At 56.8% G+C, this 20,185-nt stretch carries 16 protein-coding genes; 11 read left to right on the top strand and 5 right to left on the bottom strand.

Annotated features, from left to right (window positions below; translation table 11 throughout):
• The first annotated feature begins 53 nt into the window (after positions 1 to 53).
• The 9 genes from CYD26_RS19160 to CYD26_RS19125 all read left to right on the top strand — a co-directional run bounded on the left by CYD26_RS19160 (position 54) and on the right by CYD26_RS19125 (position 14,116).
• Positions 54 to 2,891 (top strand): ATP-dependent RecD-like DNA helicase, encoded by a 2,838-nt coding sequence (locus CYD26_RS19160; protein WP_102053330.1) that lies wholly within the window; start codon positions 54 to 56, stop codon positions 2,889 to 2,891.
• Entirely contained in the window at positions 2,888 to 4,783 is a 1,896-nt protein-coding gene (locus CYD26_RS19155) for a hypothetical protein (protein WP_102053329.1), read from the top strand. The genes CYD26_RS19160 and CYD26_RS19155 overlap by 4 nt, the downstream gene beginning before the upstream one ends.
• A 148-nt stretch (positions 4,784 to 4,931) precedes the next feature.
• On the top strand, positions 4,932 to 5,093 hold the full coding sequence (locus CYD26_RS25130) for a hypothetical protein (RefSeq protein ID WP_153574101.1): 162 nt from the start codon (positions 4,932 to 4,934) through the stop codon (positions 5,091 to 5,093).
• Between the two features lie 199 nt (positions 5,094 to 5,292).
• Positions 5,293 to 5,958 carry a VWA domain-containing protein gene (locus CYD26_RS19150; RefSeq protein ID WP_038664489.1) on the top strand — a complete coding sequence of 222 codons (666 nt, stop codon included), beginning with the start codon at positions 5,293 to 5,295 and terminating at the stop codon, positions 5,956 to 5,958.
• On the top strand, positions 5,958 to 6,653 hold the full coding sequence (locus CYD26_RS19145; protein ID WP_038664486.1) for a PP2C family serine/threonine-protein phosphatase: 696 nt from the start codon (positions 5,958 to 5,960) through the stop codon (positions 6,651 to 6,653). Before CYD26_RS19150 ends, CYD26_RS19145 begins: the two co-directional genes overlap by 1 nt.
• Before the next feature lie 5 nt (positions 6,654 to 6,658).
• Positions 6,659 to 8,095, top strand: coding sequence for a protein kinase (locus CYD26_RS19140; protein ID WP_102053328.1), 1,437 nt, complete (start codon positions 6,659 to 6,661; stop codon positions 8,093 to 8,095).
• Between the two features lie 6 nt (positions 8,096 to 8,101).
• Positions 8,102 to 11,497 carry a DEAD/DEAH box helicase gene (locus tag CYD26_RS19135; RefSeq protein WP_102053327.1) on the top strand — a complete coding sequence of 1,132 codons (3,396 nt, stop codon included), beginning with the start codon at positions 8,102 to 8,104 and terminating at the stop codon, positions 11,495 to 11,497.
• Positions 11,481 to 12,971: a hypothetical protein gene (locus CYD26_RS19130; RefSeq protein WP_102053326.1), complete on the top strand. Its 1,491-nt coding sequence runs from the start codon at positions 11,481 to 11,483 to the stop codon at positions 12,969 to 12,971. Before CYD26_RS19135 ends, CYD26_RS19130 begins: the two co-directional genes overlap by 17 nt.
• Positions 12,971 to 14,116: a hypothetical protein gene (locus CYD26_RS19125; RefSeq protein WP_102053325.1), complete on the top strand. Its 1,146-nt coding sequence runs from the start codon at positions 12,971 to 12,973 to the stop codon at positions 14,114 to 14,116. The genes CYD26_RS19130 and CYD26_RS19125 overlap by 1 nt, the downstream gene beginning before the upstream one ends.
• 266 nt (positions 14,117 to 14,382) lie before the next feature.
• On the opposite strand, the gene CYD26_RS19120 is transcribed toward CYD26_RS19125, so the two are convergent.
• A complete protein-coding gene (locus tag CYD26_RS19120; RefSeq protein ID WP_178081724.1) occupies positions 14,383 to 14,727 on the bottom strand; it encodes a hypothetical protein in 345 nt (114 codons plus the stop codon).
• Between the two features lie 161 nt (positions 14,728 to 14,888).
• Between CYD26_RS19120 and CYD26_RS19115 the strand changes: the two genes are divergently transcribed.
• Entirely contained in the window at positions 14,889 to 15,668 is a 780-nt protein-coding gene (locus tag CYD26_RS19115) for a CHAD domain-containing protein (RefSeq protein WP_102053337.1), read from the top strand.
• Between the two features lie 271 nt (positions 15,669 to 15,939).
• On the opposite strand, the gene CYD26_RS19105 is transcribed toward CYD26_RS19115, so the two are convergent.
• A complete protein-coding gene (locus tag CYD26_RS19105; RefSeq protein ID WP_102053323.1) occupies positions 15,940 to 16,170 on the bottom strand; it encodes a hypothetical protein in 231 nt (76 codons plus the stop codon).
• A 198-nt stretch (positions 16,171 to 16,368) separates the two neighbouring features.
• On the opposite strand from CYD26_RS19105, the gene CYD26_RS19100 reads away from it, so the two are divergent.
• The gene (locus tag CYD26_RS19100; RefSeq protein ID WP_102053322.1) at positions 16,369 to 16,791 is read left to right on the top strand and encodes an arsenate reductase ArsC; all 423 of its coding nucleotides are present in this window, start codon (positions 16,369 to 16,371) and stop codon (positions 16,789 to 16,791) included.
• Between the two features lie 739 nt (positions 16,792 to 17,530).
• On the opposite strand, the gene CYD26_RS19095 is transcribed toward CYD26_RS19100, so the two are convergent.
• The 3 genes from CYD26_RS19095 to istA are packed head-to-tail and all read right to left on the bottom strand — an operon-like array spanning position 17,531 to position 20,094.
• Complete coding sequence (locus CYD26_RS19095) at positions 17,531 to 17,743, bottom strand: hypothetical protein (RefSeq protein WP_102053321.1); 213 nt, start codon at positions 17,741 to 17,743, stop codon at positions 17,531 to 17,533.
• A gap of 57 nt (positions 17,744 to 17,800) precedes the next feature.
• Positions 17,801 to 18,547, bottom strand: a complete 747-nt coding sequence (gene istB / locus CYD26_RS19090) for an IS21-like element helper ATPase IstB (RefSeq protein ID WP_102053320.1) — start codon at positions 18,545 to 18,547, stop codon at positions 17,801 to 17,803.
• Positions 18,544 to 20,094, bottom strand: a complete 1,551-nt coding sequence (gene istA / locus CYD26_RS19085) for an IS21 family transposase (RefSeq protein WP_102053319.1) — start codon at positions 20,092 to 20,094, stop codon at positions 18,544 to 18,546. The genes istB and istA overlap by 4 nt, the downstream gene beginning before the upstream one ends.
• Positions 20,095 to 20,185: the final 91 nt, after the last annotated feature.

Below are 20,185 nucleotides of genomic sequence, written 5' to 3'. Positions count from 1 at the left end.
GGATTAGGGTTTCTGAGTTGTCTCTGGGCTCGCCTGTTGTGTAAGGAATATGGATGGTTTCGGATAACTTTGCCCCGCTGAAGTCTCGCTGGCCCGAGCTGTATCAGCATGCCTCGCTGGCAGAACGCTATGTGTTTGCTGACCCGCATACCGCCGTGGTCAAGTTGCGTTGTTTTGCCGAGGTGCTGGTGGGGGTGCTCTACCGGGATTTGCGCCTGCCCTGTGAACCAAGTGATGGCTTTTTCGAGAAGCTCAAGTCCCCGGCCTTTGTGGAGCTGGTTGGCGACATCGTGCTACAGAGGCTGCATGCGCTGCGGATGATCGGCAATAAGGCCGCCCATGGCGGCTTGATCGACTCCAGCGTTGCGCTGGCCCTGATTGGTGATGCGTATCTGATCGGTCAGTGGTTTTACAAAACCTGTGGCGGTGAGTCTGCCGACAGCTATCCGCCTTTCACTGTGCCTGTCGAAGCCAATGAGCAGGGCAGCCCTGCAGAAGACCATGCCGAGCAGTTGGCCATGGCGAAAGACGAGTTGAGCCGCCTTGAGGCTGCAGAGAAAGCGGCGCAGGCAGAAGCTGCGTCACTCAGTCCGGCGCCAGAACAGGCCAGGATTGATGATTTCAAGTGCGCCTCGGCTCAGGTGCAGCGCACCATCGATTTCAACGGCCCGAACACGCGCCGACATATCAGCATTCACGACGCCTTTGCCGGCTATACGCTGACCAGTGGCCAGACGGAGCTGGTCAAACAGATCGAGCGCTTCCTAAGTAGTAGGTCGGAGAGCGTTTTCCTTCTCAAAGGCTACGCGGGCACCGGCAAAACCTTCATCACCAAGGGGCTGACCGAGTATTTCCGGGCCATTGGCCGCAACTACGTGCTCGCCGCACCCACCGGCAAAGCCGCGAAGGTGATCGCCAGCAAAACCCAGTCGCCGGCTTACACCCTGCACAAGACTCTCTATGCGTTCGACGATATGGACGAGTACCGCGATGCAGACACCGAGGGTACCGAGACTTTCAAGTTCTACGCCAAGCTGGCGGTGAACACGCTCTCGGTGGATACGGTGTACATCGTGGATGAGGCGTCCATGGTGGCGGACATCTACCAGGAGGCAGAGTTCTTCCGCTTTGGTTCGGGCTATCTGCTTGCCGACCTGTTCGAGTTCGTTAATCTGGACCATAACGATCACCGCAAGAAGGTGATTTTTATCGGCGACGACGCGCAGCTGCCACCGGTGGGGATGAACTTTTCCCCTGCTTTGGATGCGGAGTATCTGTTGCGCCATCACCGCGTCCGTTGCAGCGAATACGAGCTGTCTGAGGTGGTGCGGCAGAAAGCGCAGAGCGGCATTCTGGCCAACGCTCAGCCCCTGCGACAGTCATTGCAGAGCAAGGTGTTCAACCGCCTGACCATGGACCTCGCCTATCCAGACGTTGAGAAGGTCGAACATCAGGCGCTGTTGCAGCGTTACTTGGACTCCTGCGGTGGCAAGATCAACGGCGAGTCCATCGTCATTGCTCATTCCAACGCTGACGTGGGCGATTACAACCGGCTAATTCGCGAACACTTCTTCCCCGGCTGGGCGCAGGTGCGTCCGGGGGACAAGGTGATGGCTGTTGCCAATAGCAACGCGTACGGGTTCTTTATCTCGAACGGTGACTTCGGCCTGATCCGTGAGGTGCTCGGAGAGGTTGAAGAGCGCAGCGTCAAGCTGAAGCGGAGAAATCCCGAAACCTCAGTGGTCGAGGAAATTGTTGTGCCGCTGCGCTTCAGGGACGTGCTGGCAGGCTTCCGTGATCTTGATGGCTCGCCCCGGTTTTTCCAAGCCAAGATCATGGAAGATCTGCTCTACAGCAAGGAGCCCACGCTTTCGTCAGATGAGAACAAGGCGCTCTACCTCGATTTCTGCATGCGTCACAAGCACTTGCCAAGGCGGACTAAGGCGTTCAAGGATGCCCTGATGGCGGATCCGTATTTCAATGCCTTGAGGCTCAAGTTCGGTTACGCCATCACCTGTCACAAGGCGCAGGGCAGTGAGTGGAACCATGTGTTTGTGAAGTGCAAAAGCCATCAAAGCCAACTGGCGGCGGACTACTTCCGCTGGCTCTACACGGCGATCACGCGCACGGCGCGCCACCTGTATCTGCTCGATCCGCCGAACCATCAGCCGTGGAGTGGTATTCAGATGGTGGCCAATCCGGCGCTGGAGATGCTCGGCGCAGCGCCCAGCATGCTCGCGGCTCCGGCTCCGGCTCCGGCTCCGGCTCCGGCTTCCAGCGTTGCTGCGCCTGCATCTGCAGCGGTTGCCCCTGCGCCGCAATCCGAAACATTTGGCATCCCCGCCAGCGCAACAACGCTGCTCGCGTTGCTGGCCGAGGTGCGCAGGTTGATTGCCGGGCGGGGGATCAGTATCGAGGACGTCCTCCATCACCAGTACCAGGAGGTTTACCTCTTCAGCCGTGAGGCAGAGTCTGCCCGCATAGACATTACCTATAACGGAAGAAGCAAGATTACCGGTGTAGCGGCACCTTACCTCTCCGAGTTGAGCAGCGAGCTGAGTGCTGTGCTGGCCGCGCTCAAGGGCTTGCCGCTTGCAGATGGCGGAACGGCCGGAGTTGCCGAGGCCCATTTCGCCAAGCCGTTCCTCAATGAGCTCCACGCCAAGGTGCTTGGCCTGTGCGCTGACAGTGGTATCACGTTGCAGAAGGTTGTTGAGCTGCAGTGGTGCCAACGCTACAGCTTTGCCCGCGATGGTGCCGTGGCTGTTTATGACATCTGGTACAACGGCAGAGACCAGTTTACGAAATGCCAGCCCGTGGTCGCAGCGTGCTCCCCGGGCACCTTGGCCGCTGAGGTGGGGCAGCTTCTTACGGTAGGTATGCAAGCGTGATTAGCAACAAGGAGGTTTTCGCCAAGCGCAGGGAAGGAGCGATCGACGAGGCCTACAAGATGGCGCTTGAGTTGATGGCTGCGCCGCAGGTAGATGACTGGGACCGCAAGGCATTTGCCTGGTGTCTGGTCGACCTGATCAAGCGAGACGTCAAGGGCGGGGATCTGGAGAACCTGCCGCACTATCGCAGCCAGTTGGAGAGTCTTGCTGTCGATCCTGGTGACGATGTGCTGAGTAAAGGCGTTCGCCATGCGCTATCGCTGTGCAATCCCTTTGGCCAGCAGATCAGCGAGGCCAAGGGGCTGAGTAAGAGCGGGCAGCATGCGCAGGCTGCAGCCATCTACCGCAAGGTATGGATGAACGGTGCTGCCGATCAGGAGATCCAGACCAGTTTCGGCTGGGAGCTTTACCAGCACACCAAGGCGCTGCTGGCCAAGGAGAACTTCAGCGTTGGCGAGGTCAAGCGCAATTTAAGTGACTATCTCAAGCTGGAGATCGAAAAGCCCTCTCCGCTCCACTCTCGCATGCTGCAGTTGGCCGCCAAACTGGCCGGGCAGGACAAGCTGAAAATGCTGGCCTTTTCCCGCCATTGGGATCTCCAGCACCTGCGCGGGGAAGACTATGAGCGTTACCGCGCCGAGGATGGCAGGGAGTATCCGTCACTGGCTGAGAAGGTCATCCAGCTCGCGGGCAAGGAGGCGGCCGCTGCGGATGATGCTGACGGGCAGGAGTACATACTGCCCTTCATTGATAGTGCCATGGGCCGCTTCCCGGACAACGTATTTCTCAAGCTGAACAAGGCCAAGCTGCTGCTGGCGCTGGGCCGGCATGACGAGGCGCTGGCTTTCGGGATTGCGGTGACCAAGGCCAAGTCCAACGATTACTGGGCCTGGGGGCTGCTGGGGGAAATTGTCTCGCAAAAGGATCAGGACGCTGCGCTGGGCTGTTATTGCAAGGCGCTGACCTGCTCGGCAGAGGACAAGTTCACCGGGAAAATCCGCCTGAAAGTCGCCGAGCGCATGCTGGAGGCTAATGACCATGCAGCAGCCAAGCATGAGGTCGAGGCTATTGTTCGAGCCAAGGAGCAGGAGGGCTACAAGATCCCTGAAGAGGTTGCCAGTATAGCGGCGCAGGACTGGTTTGCCGGTGTGCAGGCCAAGGTATCCAACCGTGACTACTACAGGCTGCATGCAAAGGCGGCTGAGGCGCTGCTGTTCAATGACTTGCCCTGGATTGATGCTTGCCTGGGCGAGACCTTTGTCGTGCCGGGTAGAGAGAACAAGCCCAAGCGCAAGGTTTTCCTGAAAACGGGCTCAATCCCCGCGGAGGTGTCGATTCCTGAGTCAAAGGTCGCGCGGATGAGTTTGGCGGCCGGGGATGCCGTCAGGATCAAGGGCGAGTTTGATGAGAAGCAGCGCTTCAACCTGTTTGTGCTGGAGCGCCGGCCTGGCGCTACTGCGTGGGATGTGGCACCCGAGCTTTTAGGGGTTGTGAACCAGGTGAATGAGGACAAACAGGTCATTCGCTACATCGTCAGCCGGGAGATCAATGGTGAGATCCCGATGTCGGTGTTGCCGTGTGCGTTTGCCGAGGGCGATGCCATCGAGGTGCAGCTTGTTCGCTATGTTTCGAAGCGTGGCCCTCAATACCGCGTGCTTTCCGCAAAGGCGAGCGAAAAAGTGCCAGGCGATTTGTTGCGCAAGGACTTCACCGAGGCGGTTCGCGTCTCTAACGGCATGGGATTTACCCCAAGCGAAATATTTATTCCTCCGCCATTGGTGGAGCGCTGCGAGATCGAAGACGGTCAGCAGGTTTCCGGTACGGCGGTACAGGTCTACAACAAAAAGCGTGAAAGCTGGGGATGGAAGGCCGTATCCATTCAGCCGTTGTAGACGGCTACATGTTGGTCGTTCTCTGGCTTTTGAGAGTTCACAAATAATTGCGAAAGAGAATTCTGCAGTCCGGCTTTTTCAAGGCAGCACCCCTGGCCGCCGCCCCAAGCCTGATCATGGGTGCACTTCCACTGTTGGGTTACGCGCCGTGGGGGCGTACCACCGCCTGGAGGGCCTCAAGGCGAACCTGGCTGCTAACTGTCTGCCGGACAATCTGGATGCCTACGCGCCGGATCAGTTCGACGAGTTTCTGCTCGAACGCCGACAGCGGATGGCGCAGAAGATTAAGCAGTATTACTGGGGATTGTGAGGGGTATTTCCCACAGCGTTGTGAATGAGCCCCTGTTCGTGTCGGTAAACAAAATTACCAATAAATAACGGTTTTTACGTATATAACGATCTTTCTCGGCCTTCAAGATTGCATAACATACTGTTTTTAAAAGAAAACATGAGTTGGCACGGAATGCGCTTATAGGGAGATATCCAATTGACTATCAAGGAAGTACACAGTGTCAGAACTCAAAAAATTCCAGGTCCAAACCGCCCGTCCGCTGCCGATCATCGTTCTGGCTGACACCAGTGGCAGCATGTCTGTGGATGGCAAGATCGAGGCGCTGAACAAGGGCCTGAAAGACATGATCAGCAGCTTTGCCGGCGAGAGCCGCCTGCGGGCTGAACTGCAGGTCAGTTTGATCACCTTTGGCAGTCAAGCAGAGGTGAATTTGCCTTTGACTCCGGCTCATCAGTTGCAGGGCTTCACCCCGCTTACTGCTGCGGGGGCGACTCCGCTGGGTGGTGCTCTGGCACTGGCCAGCCAGATGATCGAAGACAAGGACAGCATCCCCTCCCGCGCCTACAAACCGGTAATCGTGCTGGTTTCCGATGGCCACCCTACTGATGACTGGCAGGGTTCCTTTGCTCGTCTGGCCAATGGCGAGCGCTCGTCCAAGGCCACTCGCTTTGCCATGGCCATCGGTGCTGATGCCGATGAGAGCATGCTCGGTGATTTTGCCAATGACCCGGAGGCACCGCTGTTCCGTGCCGAGAATGCTGCGGATATCCACCGTTTTTTCCGCGCTGTGACGATGAGCGTCAGTGCACGTAGCCGCTCGGCGACGCCGAATCAGTCTGCTCCGCTGCAAATCCCGACGGATGATCAGGACTGGGATTTCTGATGCGCTTGTTGGCGAGTGGGGCTTCGGTGAGGGGCCCCGCCCACCAACAGGATGACTCACCTAACCAGGATGCCCTGGCCGTCAGTGGTATACGCGGCGGTTGGTGCGTTGCAGTTGCCGATGGATTGGGCAGTCGCCCCTTGAGCCACTTCGGTTCGCGCAAGGCGGTGCAGTTGTCACGGCACGTGCTTCGGTGCCAGGCGGACATTACTCATGCAGCGGTTACTGACGAGGTTCGCAAGGCCTGGCTGGCCTGTTTTGGCGAGCGTTATCGCCTACATGAAACGACCTGCCTGTGGGCGCGCGTGGATGCCCGTGGCCGGGCTGTTGCCGGGCAGATTGGCGATGGATTGCTGCTGGCAAGAAGCGCTGGCGCTTTCAGGGTGCTGACCGATCAACGCCAGGGCTTCGGTAATCAGACCCTGACCTTGGCCCAGGCGGATGCCCGGAATACTCGCAGCTTCGAGTTTGAGTTGAGCCAGCCGGGTGATGGCGTACTGCTGATGACGGATGGTATCTCGGATGATCTGATTCCATCGCAGCTTGAGTCGTTTTTTGATGCCATTTACCGGCGCCAACTGCGTTGTAGTAGCAAGCGCAGCATGCGCCGCTGGCTGACGGGTGAGCTGCTGGACTGGTCGACGCCACGCCATGGTGACGACAAGAGCATTGCTGGAATTTTCTTAACGGATTGATACAGATGAGCACGAACAAGGTCGCGCCGCAGAAGCAGCGCATGGTGCAGGACAGCAAAGGTTCGGTTTATGAGCTCACGAGTGAGTTGAGCAGTGGTGGACAGGGCGTTGTTTACCGCACCCAGTACCCACAAGCTCTGATCAAGGGGTTTACCAATAAGGATGAGCAGGCGCGCCGTCGTTGGCGTGAGCACATCGAATGGCTGACCCGGCAGGATCTGGCCGATTTGAAGCTGGCTAGACCGCTTGTACTGCTGGCTGAGCCACGCTGCGGTTATGTGATGGAGCTGATGGACGGGCTGGTGCCTTTGCAGGGGCTGCTGGGCAGTTTTGCTAATGCTGAAGAAGAGGCACCTGAAGATTATCTGCGCCAGGGCGGGCTGCGTCGGCGTATTCGTATTCTGGGCCAGATGGCCAGAACACTGAATCAGTTGCACGGGCGCGGCATGCTCTACGGTGATCTGTCGCCGAACAATATCTTTGTCTCGGATGATTCTGCACATGCCGAGACCTGGTTGATTGACTGCGACAACATCAGCCTCGATAGCCACAGTGGCTTGACCCTGCACACCGTGGACTATGGCGCACCGGAAGTGGTGCGTGGTGAGGCGTTGTTGTCCAGCCTCACCGATTGCTGGAGCTTCGCCGTTATTGCCTATCAGTTGCTGACACACAACCACCCGTTCAAGGGTGAGATGGTCAGCGACGGTGAGCCTGAAGTCGAGGATGCCGCGCTGCGAGGTGAGCACCCCTGGATCAACGATAGCGAGGACGACAGTAACGCTTGCTTCGTTAATCTGCCGCTGCAGTTGCTGGAGCACAGCAAGCTACCCCAACTGTTTAGCCGTTGCTTTGAGGGGGGGCGAGCCAGCCCCTATGAGCGCCCGGCTATGGCCGAGTGGCTTGAGGCGCTGGTTGAAGTGGACGAGCGCATCTATTGCTGCCCTGGCTGCGGCAGTACCAGCCTGTTGCCAGTGGACTTGCGGGCAGCGGACGAAGCGGAGTGTTTTTTCTGTGAGGCGCCAGCTGACAGCCGTCTGGTTCTGTTTGAGGAGTTCATTGCCTTGTCTGCCGAGCAGGAAGGGGATGTGGAGACTCCTCAAGAGCTGGTAGCGACGGGGCGCAAGGTCTGGCTGCAGCCGGGAGGGCAGGTTGAGCTCAAGCGCTTGCTGCCGACGTTCAGCTATGACCGTTGGCCGGCTGACCATATCCGTATCGAGTACAGCGACAAGGGCCTGGGGATTTTCCCGCTGCCTGAGAGCCAGTTGCAGTTGCAGCGCGGGGAGAACATTAAACCGTTGCAGCGTTATCAGGGCCTCAAGGAGAGCCTGCGTGGCCAGGATGAGGAACCCTTCCTGATTCATGTAGGTGAGCCTGCGAAGTCAGGGCATAAGGACTCCGGGTTGCCCTCCAGCAAAGTCGTCTGGCAATTCCGGTGGTGATAGCAAATGGAATTTAAAGATTTCCCCATGCTGTCAGCCGATGTGCTGGCGCTTTCTACAGATGAGTCTGTGGATGCCTTGCAGGACGGGCAGGCTATTTTCCTGCAGCGCTATCAAGATGACTGGCTGGCGGTACAGGGAGATGTGCGCATCCGCGTCAATTGTGCCAAGGCCGATGCCGAAATATTTGGCCGTCTGGCCCTGCGTGATCAGACCCGCTGGTTGCTGACCGGTACGAAGAAAAACGAGCTGCTGGTGCAATACTGCGCACCGGTTGAAGTAACGGCAATGCAGCTTGAACTGGGTGTTGATGAGCTGCTTGCTGAGGATTTGCACGCCAAGCGCGAAATTGCCGGCAGCACTGTTGAACTGGCCTGTCGCTGGTTTGTCGAGCACTTTGTGGTGCAGGGTCTGGCCGAGGGTGACTGGCTGACGGTTGCTCGTTTCAGCAACACCGCTAGCAAGGGCGGTTTTCAGTTGCTGGGTAATGGCTGGCGTGCCGATGTCGAGCAGCGCCAGGATGGCAGTTTTCTGCTCAAGCGTGTTAACCGTCATACCCATCGTGATGGTGCATTCTCCATCCTGCTTGGCCAATTTGAATTTAAGGATGCCTCTGTTGCGGCTGCGCTCGGCAGCGCCAGTCAGCAGGCTCTGCTGAGTGCGGCGCTGCGTGACAACGCCAGCTATCTCGAACTCTGGAATCTTTACAACGATAAAGAGTGGCAAAGAGCTTTAGAGCAGGCAGAAAGTTTGGGTTCTCTGGCTTACGCCGAGTGCCACGGCTTTCAGGAGGGGCGTGGCAATGCCTGGCGTCTGATTCCCAAGTCGCAGGAGCAGTATCAGGCGTTCCGCGAGCGCTGGCGCGATCTGGAGCTGAGCAGCAATGATCAGTTTGATCTGGGCGATCAGCGCCCGGACTGGCTGGAAGAGCTTTCATCCGAGAAGGCTCAAAGGACTGCCAATGCTCCGCGGGGGACTATTCGCTTCGAGCCAGATTGCGTGATTTTCAAACAGGCGGCGGGTAAGACCAACATCCGACCGAAAGCGGGGGAGGGCTGGTTGTATCTGTCTCTTGCCGGCCAACGTTCGATGGGTAAGCGTCGCTTGGCAGCCAAGCAGTCGATTGACTCGGGCAAGCGGCTGCCGCAATTGAAATGGCTGCTGGAAGGGGTTGCGGTTCCTGCTGCGCGACGACGCCCGATCAGCGGGCTGACCCCATACGTGCTGGAGTCTTTCAAGGGTGGCAAGCCGACCGAGAAGCAGGCGCTGGCGCTGGATTGCGCGCTCAATACCCCTGATCTGGCAATCATCATCGGCCCTCCTGGTACCGGTAAAACCCAGGTTATTGCAGCATTGCAGCGTTGTCTGGGTGAGCGAGCGGAGAAGCAGAATATTGCGGCGCAGGTACTGGTCAGCAGTTTTCAGCATGATGCCGTCGACAATGCACTGGAGCGTAGCGATGTATTCGGCTTACCTGGCGCGCGGGTGGGCGGCAAGCACGGCGAGAGTGATCAGGCGGCTTTGATTGAGCCTTGGCTGGAACGCCAGGCGGCTCATTTGCACCGCAAGATTGCGCAGGAATACAGCCGCTTCCCTGAGCTTGAGCAGTTGCGGGCCATTTCCGCGAGGTTGGCCCTTGCCCGGGTAGCGAGTACCGGCCCTGCACAGCAGGCGGATGAGTTCCAGCGCCTTTTGCATGACTTGCGTGAACTGGAGCAAAGCGGCCTGGCATTGCCGCCCCGGCTTGAAAGTCAGTTCGAGGAGTATATCGATACGCTTGCCGGTCAAGCGCCGGCTACAGCTGCGGGAGGTCTGCCTCCCTCTCAGCTGCTCAGGCGTATCCGTGCTCTGCGTGTCGAGGTTGCTGCCTTTACCGATGATGGCGGCGAGCGTGCCTGGGATCTGCTGAGCTGGCTCAAGCGCCATGAAAAAGGTGTGGCCCCGGAGCTGCTGCGCCTGCTGGAAGAACTTGCCGACAGCTCGCACGTTGAGCCGGCGACCCTTCAGGCTCTGAAGATCTGGAAGGATCTGTTGCTTGATCAGCACTTGCCGGATTACCGGCCGGCTGCGCTGAAACGCCAGGTAGACCCTGATGGCCTAGCGCTGCTTGATGAGGTGGATCGCTATCTGGAAGACCGCATGGCCAAGCGCAAGCAGGGGGTTGCATGGGTCTTGGAGCAACTGGTCGATAGTCTGGAGTCCGATCGTTCCGCTGCGCGGGCTGTGGTCAATGAGTATTCGATGGTGGTCGGTGCAACCTGCCAGCAGGCTGCGGGCAAGCAGATGGAAATGTTGAAAGAGGTATCCACTAGCTCCAACTCGGATATCGAGTTCGATACGGTTGTCATCGACGAGGCAGCACGGGCCAATCCATTGGATCTGTTTATTCCGATGTCCATGGCCAAGCGGCGGATTGTTCTGGTGGGCGATGACCGCCAGCTCCCGCACATGCTTGAGCCGGATATCGAGGGGCAGTTGCAGGAGGAGCATGAACTGACCGAACTGCAACTGGCGGCTTTCCGATCCAGTCTTTTCGAGCGTATGCGGGTCAAGCTACAGGATTTGGAAAAGCAGGATTCGATTCGCCGTGTGGTGATGCTTGATACCCAGTTCCGCATGCATCCGGTCTTGGGCAACTTTGTCAGTAAGCACTTCTACGAATGTGAAAACCTGGGGGTTCTGCATTCCGGCAGGCCGGCAGAGGCGTTTGTATTCAGCCAGGAGCTGCTTTCCAGGCTGGGGCCGCTGGCGGAGTCCTACCGTGGCCATGTTTGTCAGTGGATTGATGTGCCGGCGGTGCAGGGGCGTGATCAGCGCCGCGGAACTAGCCGGGTTCGAGAGATTGAGGCGCAGCGTATTGCTGACGAAGTGGTAAAGCTGATGCAGGCCGGCGGTGAGGCGTTGTCTGTTGGCATCATTACTTTCTACGCGGCACAGCGCGATCTGATCATGGAGAAGCTCGCTCAGCAGAAAATCGACGGTACTCCCTTGATGGTAAAGCGCGAGGGGGGCTACGAGCCGCATGAGCAGTTCAAGTTGACCCGCAAGGTGCAGGCAGATGGAAGCGTGGTTGCAGAGGAACGCTTGCGGGTTGGCTCGGTGGACGCCTTCCAGGGCAAGGAGTTCGATGTGGTGCTGCTGTCTTGCGTGCGCAGTTTCCAGCCCAATCGCTCGGTGCGAGCTGCTGCCAGCGAGGGGGGGGAGCGTGAGCTGCAACTGAACCGTCAGTTTGGTTTCCTGCGTTTGCCAAACCGCATGAACGTGGCCATGAGCCGGCAAAGGCAGATGCTGATTTGTGTCGGGGATGCTGCTTTGGCCAGTAACCCGGATGCACAAGAGGCTGTACCAGCTCTGGCTGCTTTTTATCAGCTGTGTGGGGGTGAGCATGGCTGCATTCGCTGAAACCGGTACTTATCTGCAGTTTGCTGAAAAGCCTCGCGGCGAGGCTAGGCCCTTGTTGTGGCCGGTGCTGGTTCATCGCGTGCTTTATCCCGAGGCAAAAGAGGCTCAGTTGAATCTGTTCCAGCGCGCTGTGCTGGGGTTGATCCGGGCACAGTTGACGCAAGCGGAGGCAATCGCTGAGTTGACCGGGCTGCATGTCAATCTGATCAAGCTGATACTGGCTCAAGGGGTGAGTAACGGCTGGCTGACTGATAGTGCCCGTGGGCTGACTGAAAAAGGCGAGCAACTGCTGGATGGTGAGTCTGTTGAGGATGACAACCTGAAGGCTGGTTATCTGTTCCAGGATGCTATCAGTGGTCAGTTCTGGCCACGCTTCGCTGAGCAGCTTGATTCGATCGAGCCCGAAGATCCGCTGCAACGCTATCCCGTATTCAAAGGGGAGCGGAAAAGCGGCAAGTCAATCCGGCCGTTTGTGATGGCGGCGGGCAAGTCATCACTGCCGACGTTGGATCATGAGGCGCTGGCGATAGCTTATCGCGACTATCGGGATGATTGCCGGGCAGCTCGGCAGCTCGATAGCGGCCAGTTCCCGCAATTCCTTAAGTTGTCTGGGGTGCAGCGGCTGGATGATACCGCCAAGCCTGCAAGGGTACTGCTCTGGGCCAAGCCTGATGACGAGGGGCTGGAGCTGTGGGCAGTCGACGATCCGTTTGCGCTGCGAGCCAACGCCTGGTGGTTACAGGATGCTTTGCGGGAGCAGACTGAGGGGGGTAACAAGTACCTGCTCAACCATTTGCAGCCTTTGGTTTCTGTTCCGCGTGCGGATGATCAGACGGTTGAGCAGTGGCTGCAGGCCATGCGCCAGCAGGCGGACATGCAGGTGCTCACGGAATACCCCTGGGCGGCGCGGCAACCGGATATCAAGCGGCATTTGGCAGCCCTGCTACTGCGTATGAACAAGCTGGAACAAGGCGACCAGAGTGAGCAGGAACTGGATGCTGCAGTGATGGAGTGCCAGAAACTGCTTGAGGTCCTCATGCAGTGGTTGATTCACCAATATCCAGTTGAAGCAGGCCATCTACCCAAACAGAAAAACCTTGGCCGAGGGCTAAATGCGCGCGTGCTATCCGCCTTGCAGTTGCCGGCGTTTACCGACGGGGTAATCAGCAAACTAGCCGGGCAAAACATCAATCAGATCATTTTGGCTTGCTCTCGGCCAGGCAGCTCCCTGAAGGCTTTGCTGTTTGCTGCAGCAATGGGAACGCTCAACCACTCTGGGCACCCGTTCAAGACGCTGTTAGCTCGCGAGCTGCAACTTGACAGGCTGTTGCTGCTTGCGGATTTGCGTAACCGCAGCAGCCATGCGCAGAGCCGCTTTACCGGACGAGAAGTCGCCCCCCTCACCTATGAGGAAACGCTGGATAACATCCAGTACGCGCTGGGCTTCACCGAATTTTTTAAGGAATGGATGTAATGGGCAAGAAAAGCTCGAACAAGTTTGGTCCACAGCAAATCCCAGCAGCGGCACCGTCTGCGGCCGGTATGGCCCGTGCTTCAGTGGAGCAGCAAGTGAATGTATGGAGCGCTTCTTTCGAGAACGCTTCCAAGGCATATCAGTCCTTTGACATGGCACTGGATATTTCTGTCGAGCGTGAGTGGTTGCGCGGCGTCTGCGAGCGTTTTGAGGGCGACAGTGAACTGGTTCGCTGGATTGAGCAATTCGCCACGCTCTGCAAGGAGTTGGTGCGCTTCAAGGAGCGTTTGCATGACGAATATGCCGAGCGGTGGGCTGCTGCCAGCAAACTAGCTGAAACTGCCGAGGCGGCGGCACTGGCGCAGGTAGCCGAACAGGAAGCGCTTGTGGCCGTCCGCTCCGGACTGGATGCAGAGAAAGCTGAGCTCGAGGCTGAGCGGGACAAGCTGTTTGAGACTCAGCAGGCATTGGCGCTGAAGATGGCCGAAAATTTGGAGGCCGAGCGTTCCCTGAATATGCGAGAGGCCAATGCGCAAGCCGGCTTTGTTGCGCAAAACGAAGCGGCTTTACGTCAGCTGGAAGCGCAACAGCGTCAGCAGGTGCGTCAGCATGAAGCGGATCTTCAGACGTTGCGCGAAGACAAGCACCAGCTCGACGGTGAAATTTCCCAGGCAGCAAGGCGGCTGGCGGAGATCAAGTTTAGTTGCACGGAGGCAGAGGCTGAACGTGTCAGGTTGCTTGATCAGCGTGAGCACGACATCAAGCAGAAAGTGGTCGAGTTAGACCGTGCGCGTAGCCGCCTGGATCGTGAGAGGGCGGATATCCAGGCAGAGGAAAAGGCCTTGCAGCAGCGTCTGGATGAGGAAATGGCATCCGAGCGGGCGAATCATCACCAGGTTGTTGCCAAGCTGGAAGAGCAGCGTGAGCGGGCCTGGAGCAAGGCGAATGAACTCAAGGAGCAGCTGCTCGATATTCAGGAGCTCAAGCAATCCCTGGGCGAAGTATCCGGAGCTGAGATCCTGCAGCAACTGGAAGCGCTGCGTCAGGAAAACCGTGAACTCAAGCGCAGCCTGGAGCAATCGGATACGGCGCAATTGCAGCGCGATAATGACTACCTGCGTGACAGCAAGGCTGATCTTGAGTAATTGCATGGACTTGACCACCCATTTGCATTCGACTTGACCACCCATTTGCATCGGATGTGACCAGCGCACGGGTACGTCTTGACCGGCAGAAATCGACCCATTGCGGCCGGTCGAGGCGTCCACGAAACTAGGGGCGATTCACTTCGATGTTGAAAAGATTCGAGATTGGTTTGCGCAGCAGCGGCGGGATCGTCCCATCCCTTGCATCAAGCCTCACGGCGTTCTGCTCGCCTTATAAGCGAATGGGCAATCGCCCGACTCCAGTGTCAACGGCGGCATCGAACAATATTGCACACTTTGGCAACTGCGCGAGCAAGCGCGGGCATCTGCCTTGTCTGTAGCCCAGCGCCCTGCGACATGATCACCTTATGCTCAATGGTTTCCAGGTACTGAGCCTTCAGTTGATCAACCATCGGTTCAAGCACTGAATTGCCTTTGAAATCGGCCAACAGCTCGTCAATGACTAACAAGGTTTGCTTGATCGCCGTCTCGACGGTGGAGGGGATGGCTGGGTCGAAACGAATTGCCTCCAACCGCAGATCAAGCTGCTGAAGCGCAGTCTCGGCTTCCCGCATTTGGGCACAAGCCGCTTCTAGCTCAGACTGGATCATCCACCATCCTTAGTGCTGTGCGCAGCACACTGACTCATCACCGATGACAAAATTGTAGGCTATTGCCAACAAGGAGTGCAGCTGCTGTGTCGGGAGATGCAATTGATGTTGCGAAATTGCTGCTAGCCTACTGGAGAACTCTGATAGCGAGAGATCCTACTATGTCGTTCATGGACAGGTTTGCAGCGGAGATCGTCAGCCTTCAGGTCAGGCTGTACAGTGCGCGCGCACGCCTCGAAGCCCGTACGGACGGCGAAGCGCTGCATGATCTTCGGATTGCCGTCAGACGTATCAGGAGTCTGCTGAAGCCCTTACGCTCGGTTGCGGAGATGGATGCGCTGAGCAAGGCGGCAGCAGACGTAGGCCAGCAGACTACACCGGCGCGTGATCTAGAGGTGCTCATCCATGAGCTAGAAAAGAGGACATACTCCAAGCTTGCTCAACCCAGGCGTAGTCAGCTCAGCCACAGCTATGACGCCATCCTCACAGGCTCACCGCTTAGACGGTTGATGGTAGCTCTCGATGAGTGGCCGGCAGAGTTTAGGGCAGTCGAATTCAATCACGGCTGGGCTAGGATCCAGTCGCGTATTCGCAAAGCACTCCACAGGCAAGTTGACCGGCTCCATGAAGCGATAGAGGACAAAGCTTATGACCGCCATCAGATGAGAGTGCTGGTCAAACGCACTCGCTACCTGACAGAAGCTTTTCCAGCACTGTCCCCACTGTCGAGAAATGAAGCCAAGATTTTGAAGGAGCTGCAATCCGCTCTGGGGAATTGGCACGACCATTACCAATGGAGCCTGAAAGCACAAACCGAAAAGGATCTCCATCCGTTGAGGAGAGTCTGGAAGGAAGGGGCAGATTCTGCGTTGGAAGAGGCGGAAGCGCTGTTGTTGAAAGCGACAAAACTGCTGCCGAAGTCGAGCAAGAGGGCTGCTTGACTGACAGTGACCTGAATACGTGGTGTACCGATTGCAGGCGCGAACTTGTACAGGGTCAGCTTAATGGCAATGCTGCGTTCGAGCCGCTAATCTTTGGCAATGCGTGTGGGGCATTGACCCGTTCCGTCAGCCTCTCCACAAAAGCTATGGCTTCACCATAGCTCCTGAACCTGATACGCCAGGAGTCGAGTATGACGTAGCACCCAATGTTGGAGTTTGCTTTTTCGATTTTTATCAACATCGGAGATATCCTCCACAGAGCAGCGCTGAGCTAACTTTCTTTGTAGATGCTCATGTCCAATTGCTTCAGGGCCTCGATACTCGTCCGGACACGCTCAGCATTTACATCAATGGTTGATACCGCACCCAGAATGGTGCTGGAGGCTTCAGTGCTACCTCGTTGGTCAATCCACAGCCCCACTGATTCGACGGCGTCCGCCAAGGCGAGCTGGTTTTCGTGCAACGCTTCAAGGATGTCGCATAAAGGATTTTCGGCTGGCATGACGGCCACCTCATCGAGACCTTGCTGAGTTTAGCACTCGCTGCTCACTGTCATGTCAGATGCCAGTGATGAGCTTCCGCATATCCATGACCTAGCAGAACACTGTAGCCGTTCGCCCCCCTGCGGCTATACTCCAAACGCTGCTGTTATGGGTGAAATCCTAGCGATCACTGCAATTCGCTGCATATGGAGAGGGCCATGGCTGAGAAGTATCATGTGCTTTTTTTGTGCACCAAAAACGACGTGCGCTCATTGATGGCTGAAGCTCTTTTGAGGCACATCGACTCCACGCACTTTGAGTCGTTCAGTGCCGGACTGACTGCGGGAGAGGTCGATCAACGTACCCTGGAAACGCTCGAGCACATTGGCGTCAATACGAGCGGATTGCGCAGTAAATCTGTCATGGAATTTCAAGGACAGGATTTTGACTATGTAATCACGCTCTGGGAAATTTCAGCTGACGGGCCGTTGCTGACGCTCTCCGCAGGCGAAGCCATAACGTGGCACTTCGAAGATCCAGCCGCTAGTGAGAAACCTGAGGCGTTTCGTCATGCCGTTCAGGAAATCCATGAACGCATCAAAATGTTTGTGACAGTCAAGACACGCCACTCGGAGGCGTGAGCTTCGTTTTTTTTCTTCAAACAGTGCTAAGGCCGTGTAGCTTCATCTCACCACACCGCCGCCGATCACCTGCCATAATTCTTTCATTTTACTGTCAAGATCGTCGCCTAGCGTGTCTTCGCCAACACGCTCGGGGGCTGCTTTATGGTTATGTGTTTTCAGAGACGTCTTACCGCCAATGTCAGTTTACGCGAGAGCATGATCATAGCTCCCTGCGATCGCGAATTTGCGTTGGTTGACATTGTGTCTCTTCAATCGGCACTTGAGCGACGTTACCCGTTGGGTTTGCTGAGCACGGAGGAAATTCAAGCCCTCCTAGAGCCGTTCAAAAGAGTTCGAGTCAGTCAAGGTTAACTGACCATACGCTTACGGAGCGGGCACCTAGCCCATACGGTTGGTGTGCGAAATGAGCAGCTCGTCGACGGTAGTCGTTATGCGTTTAATCACTGGAGCTAACTCACGGGCGAGCCCGCATGAACGGCCTTCCGCGAAGGACAGCAATGGGTCGGTTGCTGTCCTTCACGATAGGCAGCTATTGGCCGAGAGCTGCCGGCCCCTCATTCTTGGGCGTAGGATATCCCCAATGCCCCTATAGTCGAGAAGAGTGGCTGCTTGAGCTATCGTATTCAGACCGTCTCAGCTTTAAGGCCATCCGATGAGGATCGACAAGACAACGCAACTGATCAGCACCCGCAGTGAAGAAAACGCAAACCTGCTACTCCGGGCCGGATGGACGCTGTTAATCGTAGCTGACCGCCAGGAAGGTGCTCATCAGTGGCTGCATTACCAATTCGGGTGGCAGCGCACGGGTGAACCTCCTGAGATCACGTTTACCGGCGTCGAGGGTGGCCCCGATCCATTCTGACAGCGTCGCGTCAGTGGCGTTGGCAACCCAAAATGCTTGAGCCCTCATGGAAAGCGGAAAAAGTGCTCTGAATTCAAACGATTGCATTGCACTTGACCACCTGTTTGCATTCGACGTGACCATCCTTGGCGCGAGGCAGATCCTTCAAGCGCGGCGGCGGCTTTTTACCCTACGCATTGATTCACCCTTCAACTCGATGACGTGGGATTTGTGAACGATCCTGTCGAGAATCGCGTCCGCGATTGTGGGGTCGGAAAACAAGTCATACCATTTTTCCTTCGGATACTGGCTAGTGATCAGCAATGAACCGTTTTGTGACTGCTGATCGATGACGTCTAGTAGAAAAGGGCCGAGCTGGGCATCGATACCGCCAATGCCCAAGTCATCAATGATCAGCAGCTCTGCGCGAATCAATTGCCGGCGTAGCTTTGGCATGGTGTGGTCAGCGTAAGACAGGGAGATTTCTTCGAAGAGCTTGGTCGCGGTGCGATAAAGCGTGGGTCGCCCAAGTCGGCAGGCTTGGTTCGCCAAGGCACAAGCCAGCCAGGTTTTTCCGGTGCCGGTCGCCCCTGTGATGATCACGTTTTGGTGGCGTGTCAGCCAGTCGCACTCTCCGAGAGACATCACGGTATTTCGGTCTAGACCACGGGATGCTTTGAATTCAATCGTGTCCATTGTGGCCTCGCTCTCACGAAGCCTTGCAGCTTTCAACAAACGCGCAATCTTCCTGCTTTCTCGTTCGCTGTTTTCAGCGTCAACCATCAATCCGAGCCTTGTGTCGAACGCCTCTTTCAACAATGCCGGGGTTTCCAGCTGACGCTCGTAAGCCACTGCCATGCCGTGCAGCCCAAGGCTCACCAAATTCTGAACAGTGTTGAATACTGGTTTCATAGCGGCTCATCTCCTTGTGTGGCGTAATATTCGGCGCCACGAATGTTGGCGTGTTCGACCAAGGGGGCGGATCGTTGGAAGCTGGGCCGCAGATCGGACTCGTTACGAATGATTGCCCGCAGGCGCTCTGAACTGAGGATTTTCAGGCTATTGGCATACGCGCAGGCTGATTCCAGCCGGGAGGGTGAGATGTCCCCCTTGCGGACATCTCGCTTCAAGCCTATGACTGCCTTCATGCCAGTCGCAAAGTCTCGGCGCAGAGCGAGATTGTCTTTCACGTACCGCAACGTCTCCTGGCCTATAGTTTCAGCCCAAGCCATCAGTGCCTCTGGTTGCGAGTCTTGGAACTGGCTGTGGTTAGGCGCCAGGTGTTCATTCAGGGTGCTAATTCCACGATTCCGGCTGAGCTTGTGAGTGCTGATGACGCGGCGTTGGTAGACAATATCGAGCCAATCGTCACGCATACGAAGATCGACGAGCAGGTTCGCAAAGTGGTAAGGGACTGAGTAGCTGTGCTGTTCAAACTCGACGTGGTAGTCAGCGCCCACGCGAACCTGATAGACCCACTGACTGTAGCTGTACCGCTGTTCTGGAAGAGGGCCAAGCGCGGGGTAGTCCAGTTCAAGATAACGGCTGGCCCTACTCTTGGGGTACGTCCTAGTGACGCGGTTGTTGAGCTGATCGACCCAGAATTCGATCTGCTCATTCAGCTCTTGCAACGAGAAAAATGTCCTCGTCCTCAGCCTTGCGAGCACAAACCGCTGCACGATCTGGACAGCAATTTCACCTAGCGATTTGTCCTTGGGTTTGCGAGGCCTAGCAGGAAATATCTGAAATCCGTAGTGCTCGGAAAGCTCGGAGTAAGCACGGTTCAGAACGACCTGATCCCGAGTGTTTTTCGTGATCGCCGATTTCAAATTGTCGGGGACAATGAAGCGTGGAACCCCGTCAAAATACTCAAGCGCCAGAACGTTACACCTGAGCCAGTTGGGCGTCGTCTGATTGTCCACTGCCGTGGCGAATATGTAGCCGGAAGCTCCTAGCGTGGCTACGAATACCTGAGCCTGGGCAATTTCTCCTGTGTCCGGGTTTGTCACAGGCATAGTCCGTCCGCAGAAGTCCACGAAGCACTTGTCGCCGGGAAGGTGGATCTGCCTCATGCTTAGCTTTTGTTTATTCAGCCACTCACGATAAACCCTTGTAAATTGGGCGTATGAGGGGCCATCTGGCTCCGTTTCCCGAAACTCTTGCCAAAGCAATTCAAGGGTGATGTCAGGCAGTTTCAGCTGTTCGTGAATGGCGACCCAAGAGGGGTACACTTTTCTCTGCGCTGTGAGCCTGGGCTGAGTATGTAGGCATTCCGCAAGCGCTTTATCGTCGAGATGTCGCAGCTGTTCCCAAGTTTGTCCGCACAGCGTCAACTGATCGCGAATCGTGCGAACGGTATTATGGGAGACCTTGGCCAGGCGACCGATTGATCTGTTCGACAAACTGGCATCGCAAGCGAGACGCAGTACCTCGCGCTGCGTTTGTACTGGCAGCCTCATGTGTCCTCCTCGCGACAGGCGTGTCAAAGCCTCACCGATCGCGCCGTGTGAATATTGCAGACAAACGGAAGGTGGCCGACTTGACGTCGAA

The sequence above is a fragment of the Pseudomonas sp. FFUP_PS_473 genome, assembly GCF_002858665.1.
In the GTDB taxonomy this organism is placed as follows: Bacteria; Pseudomonadota; Gammaproteobacteria; order Pseudomonadales; family Pseudomonadaceae; genus Aquipseudomonas; species Aquipseudomonas defluvii.
This window is presented reverse-complemented; position numbering and strand designations above follow the sequence as displayed.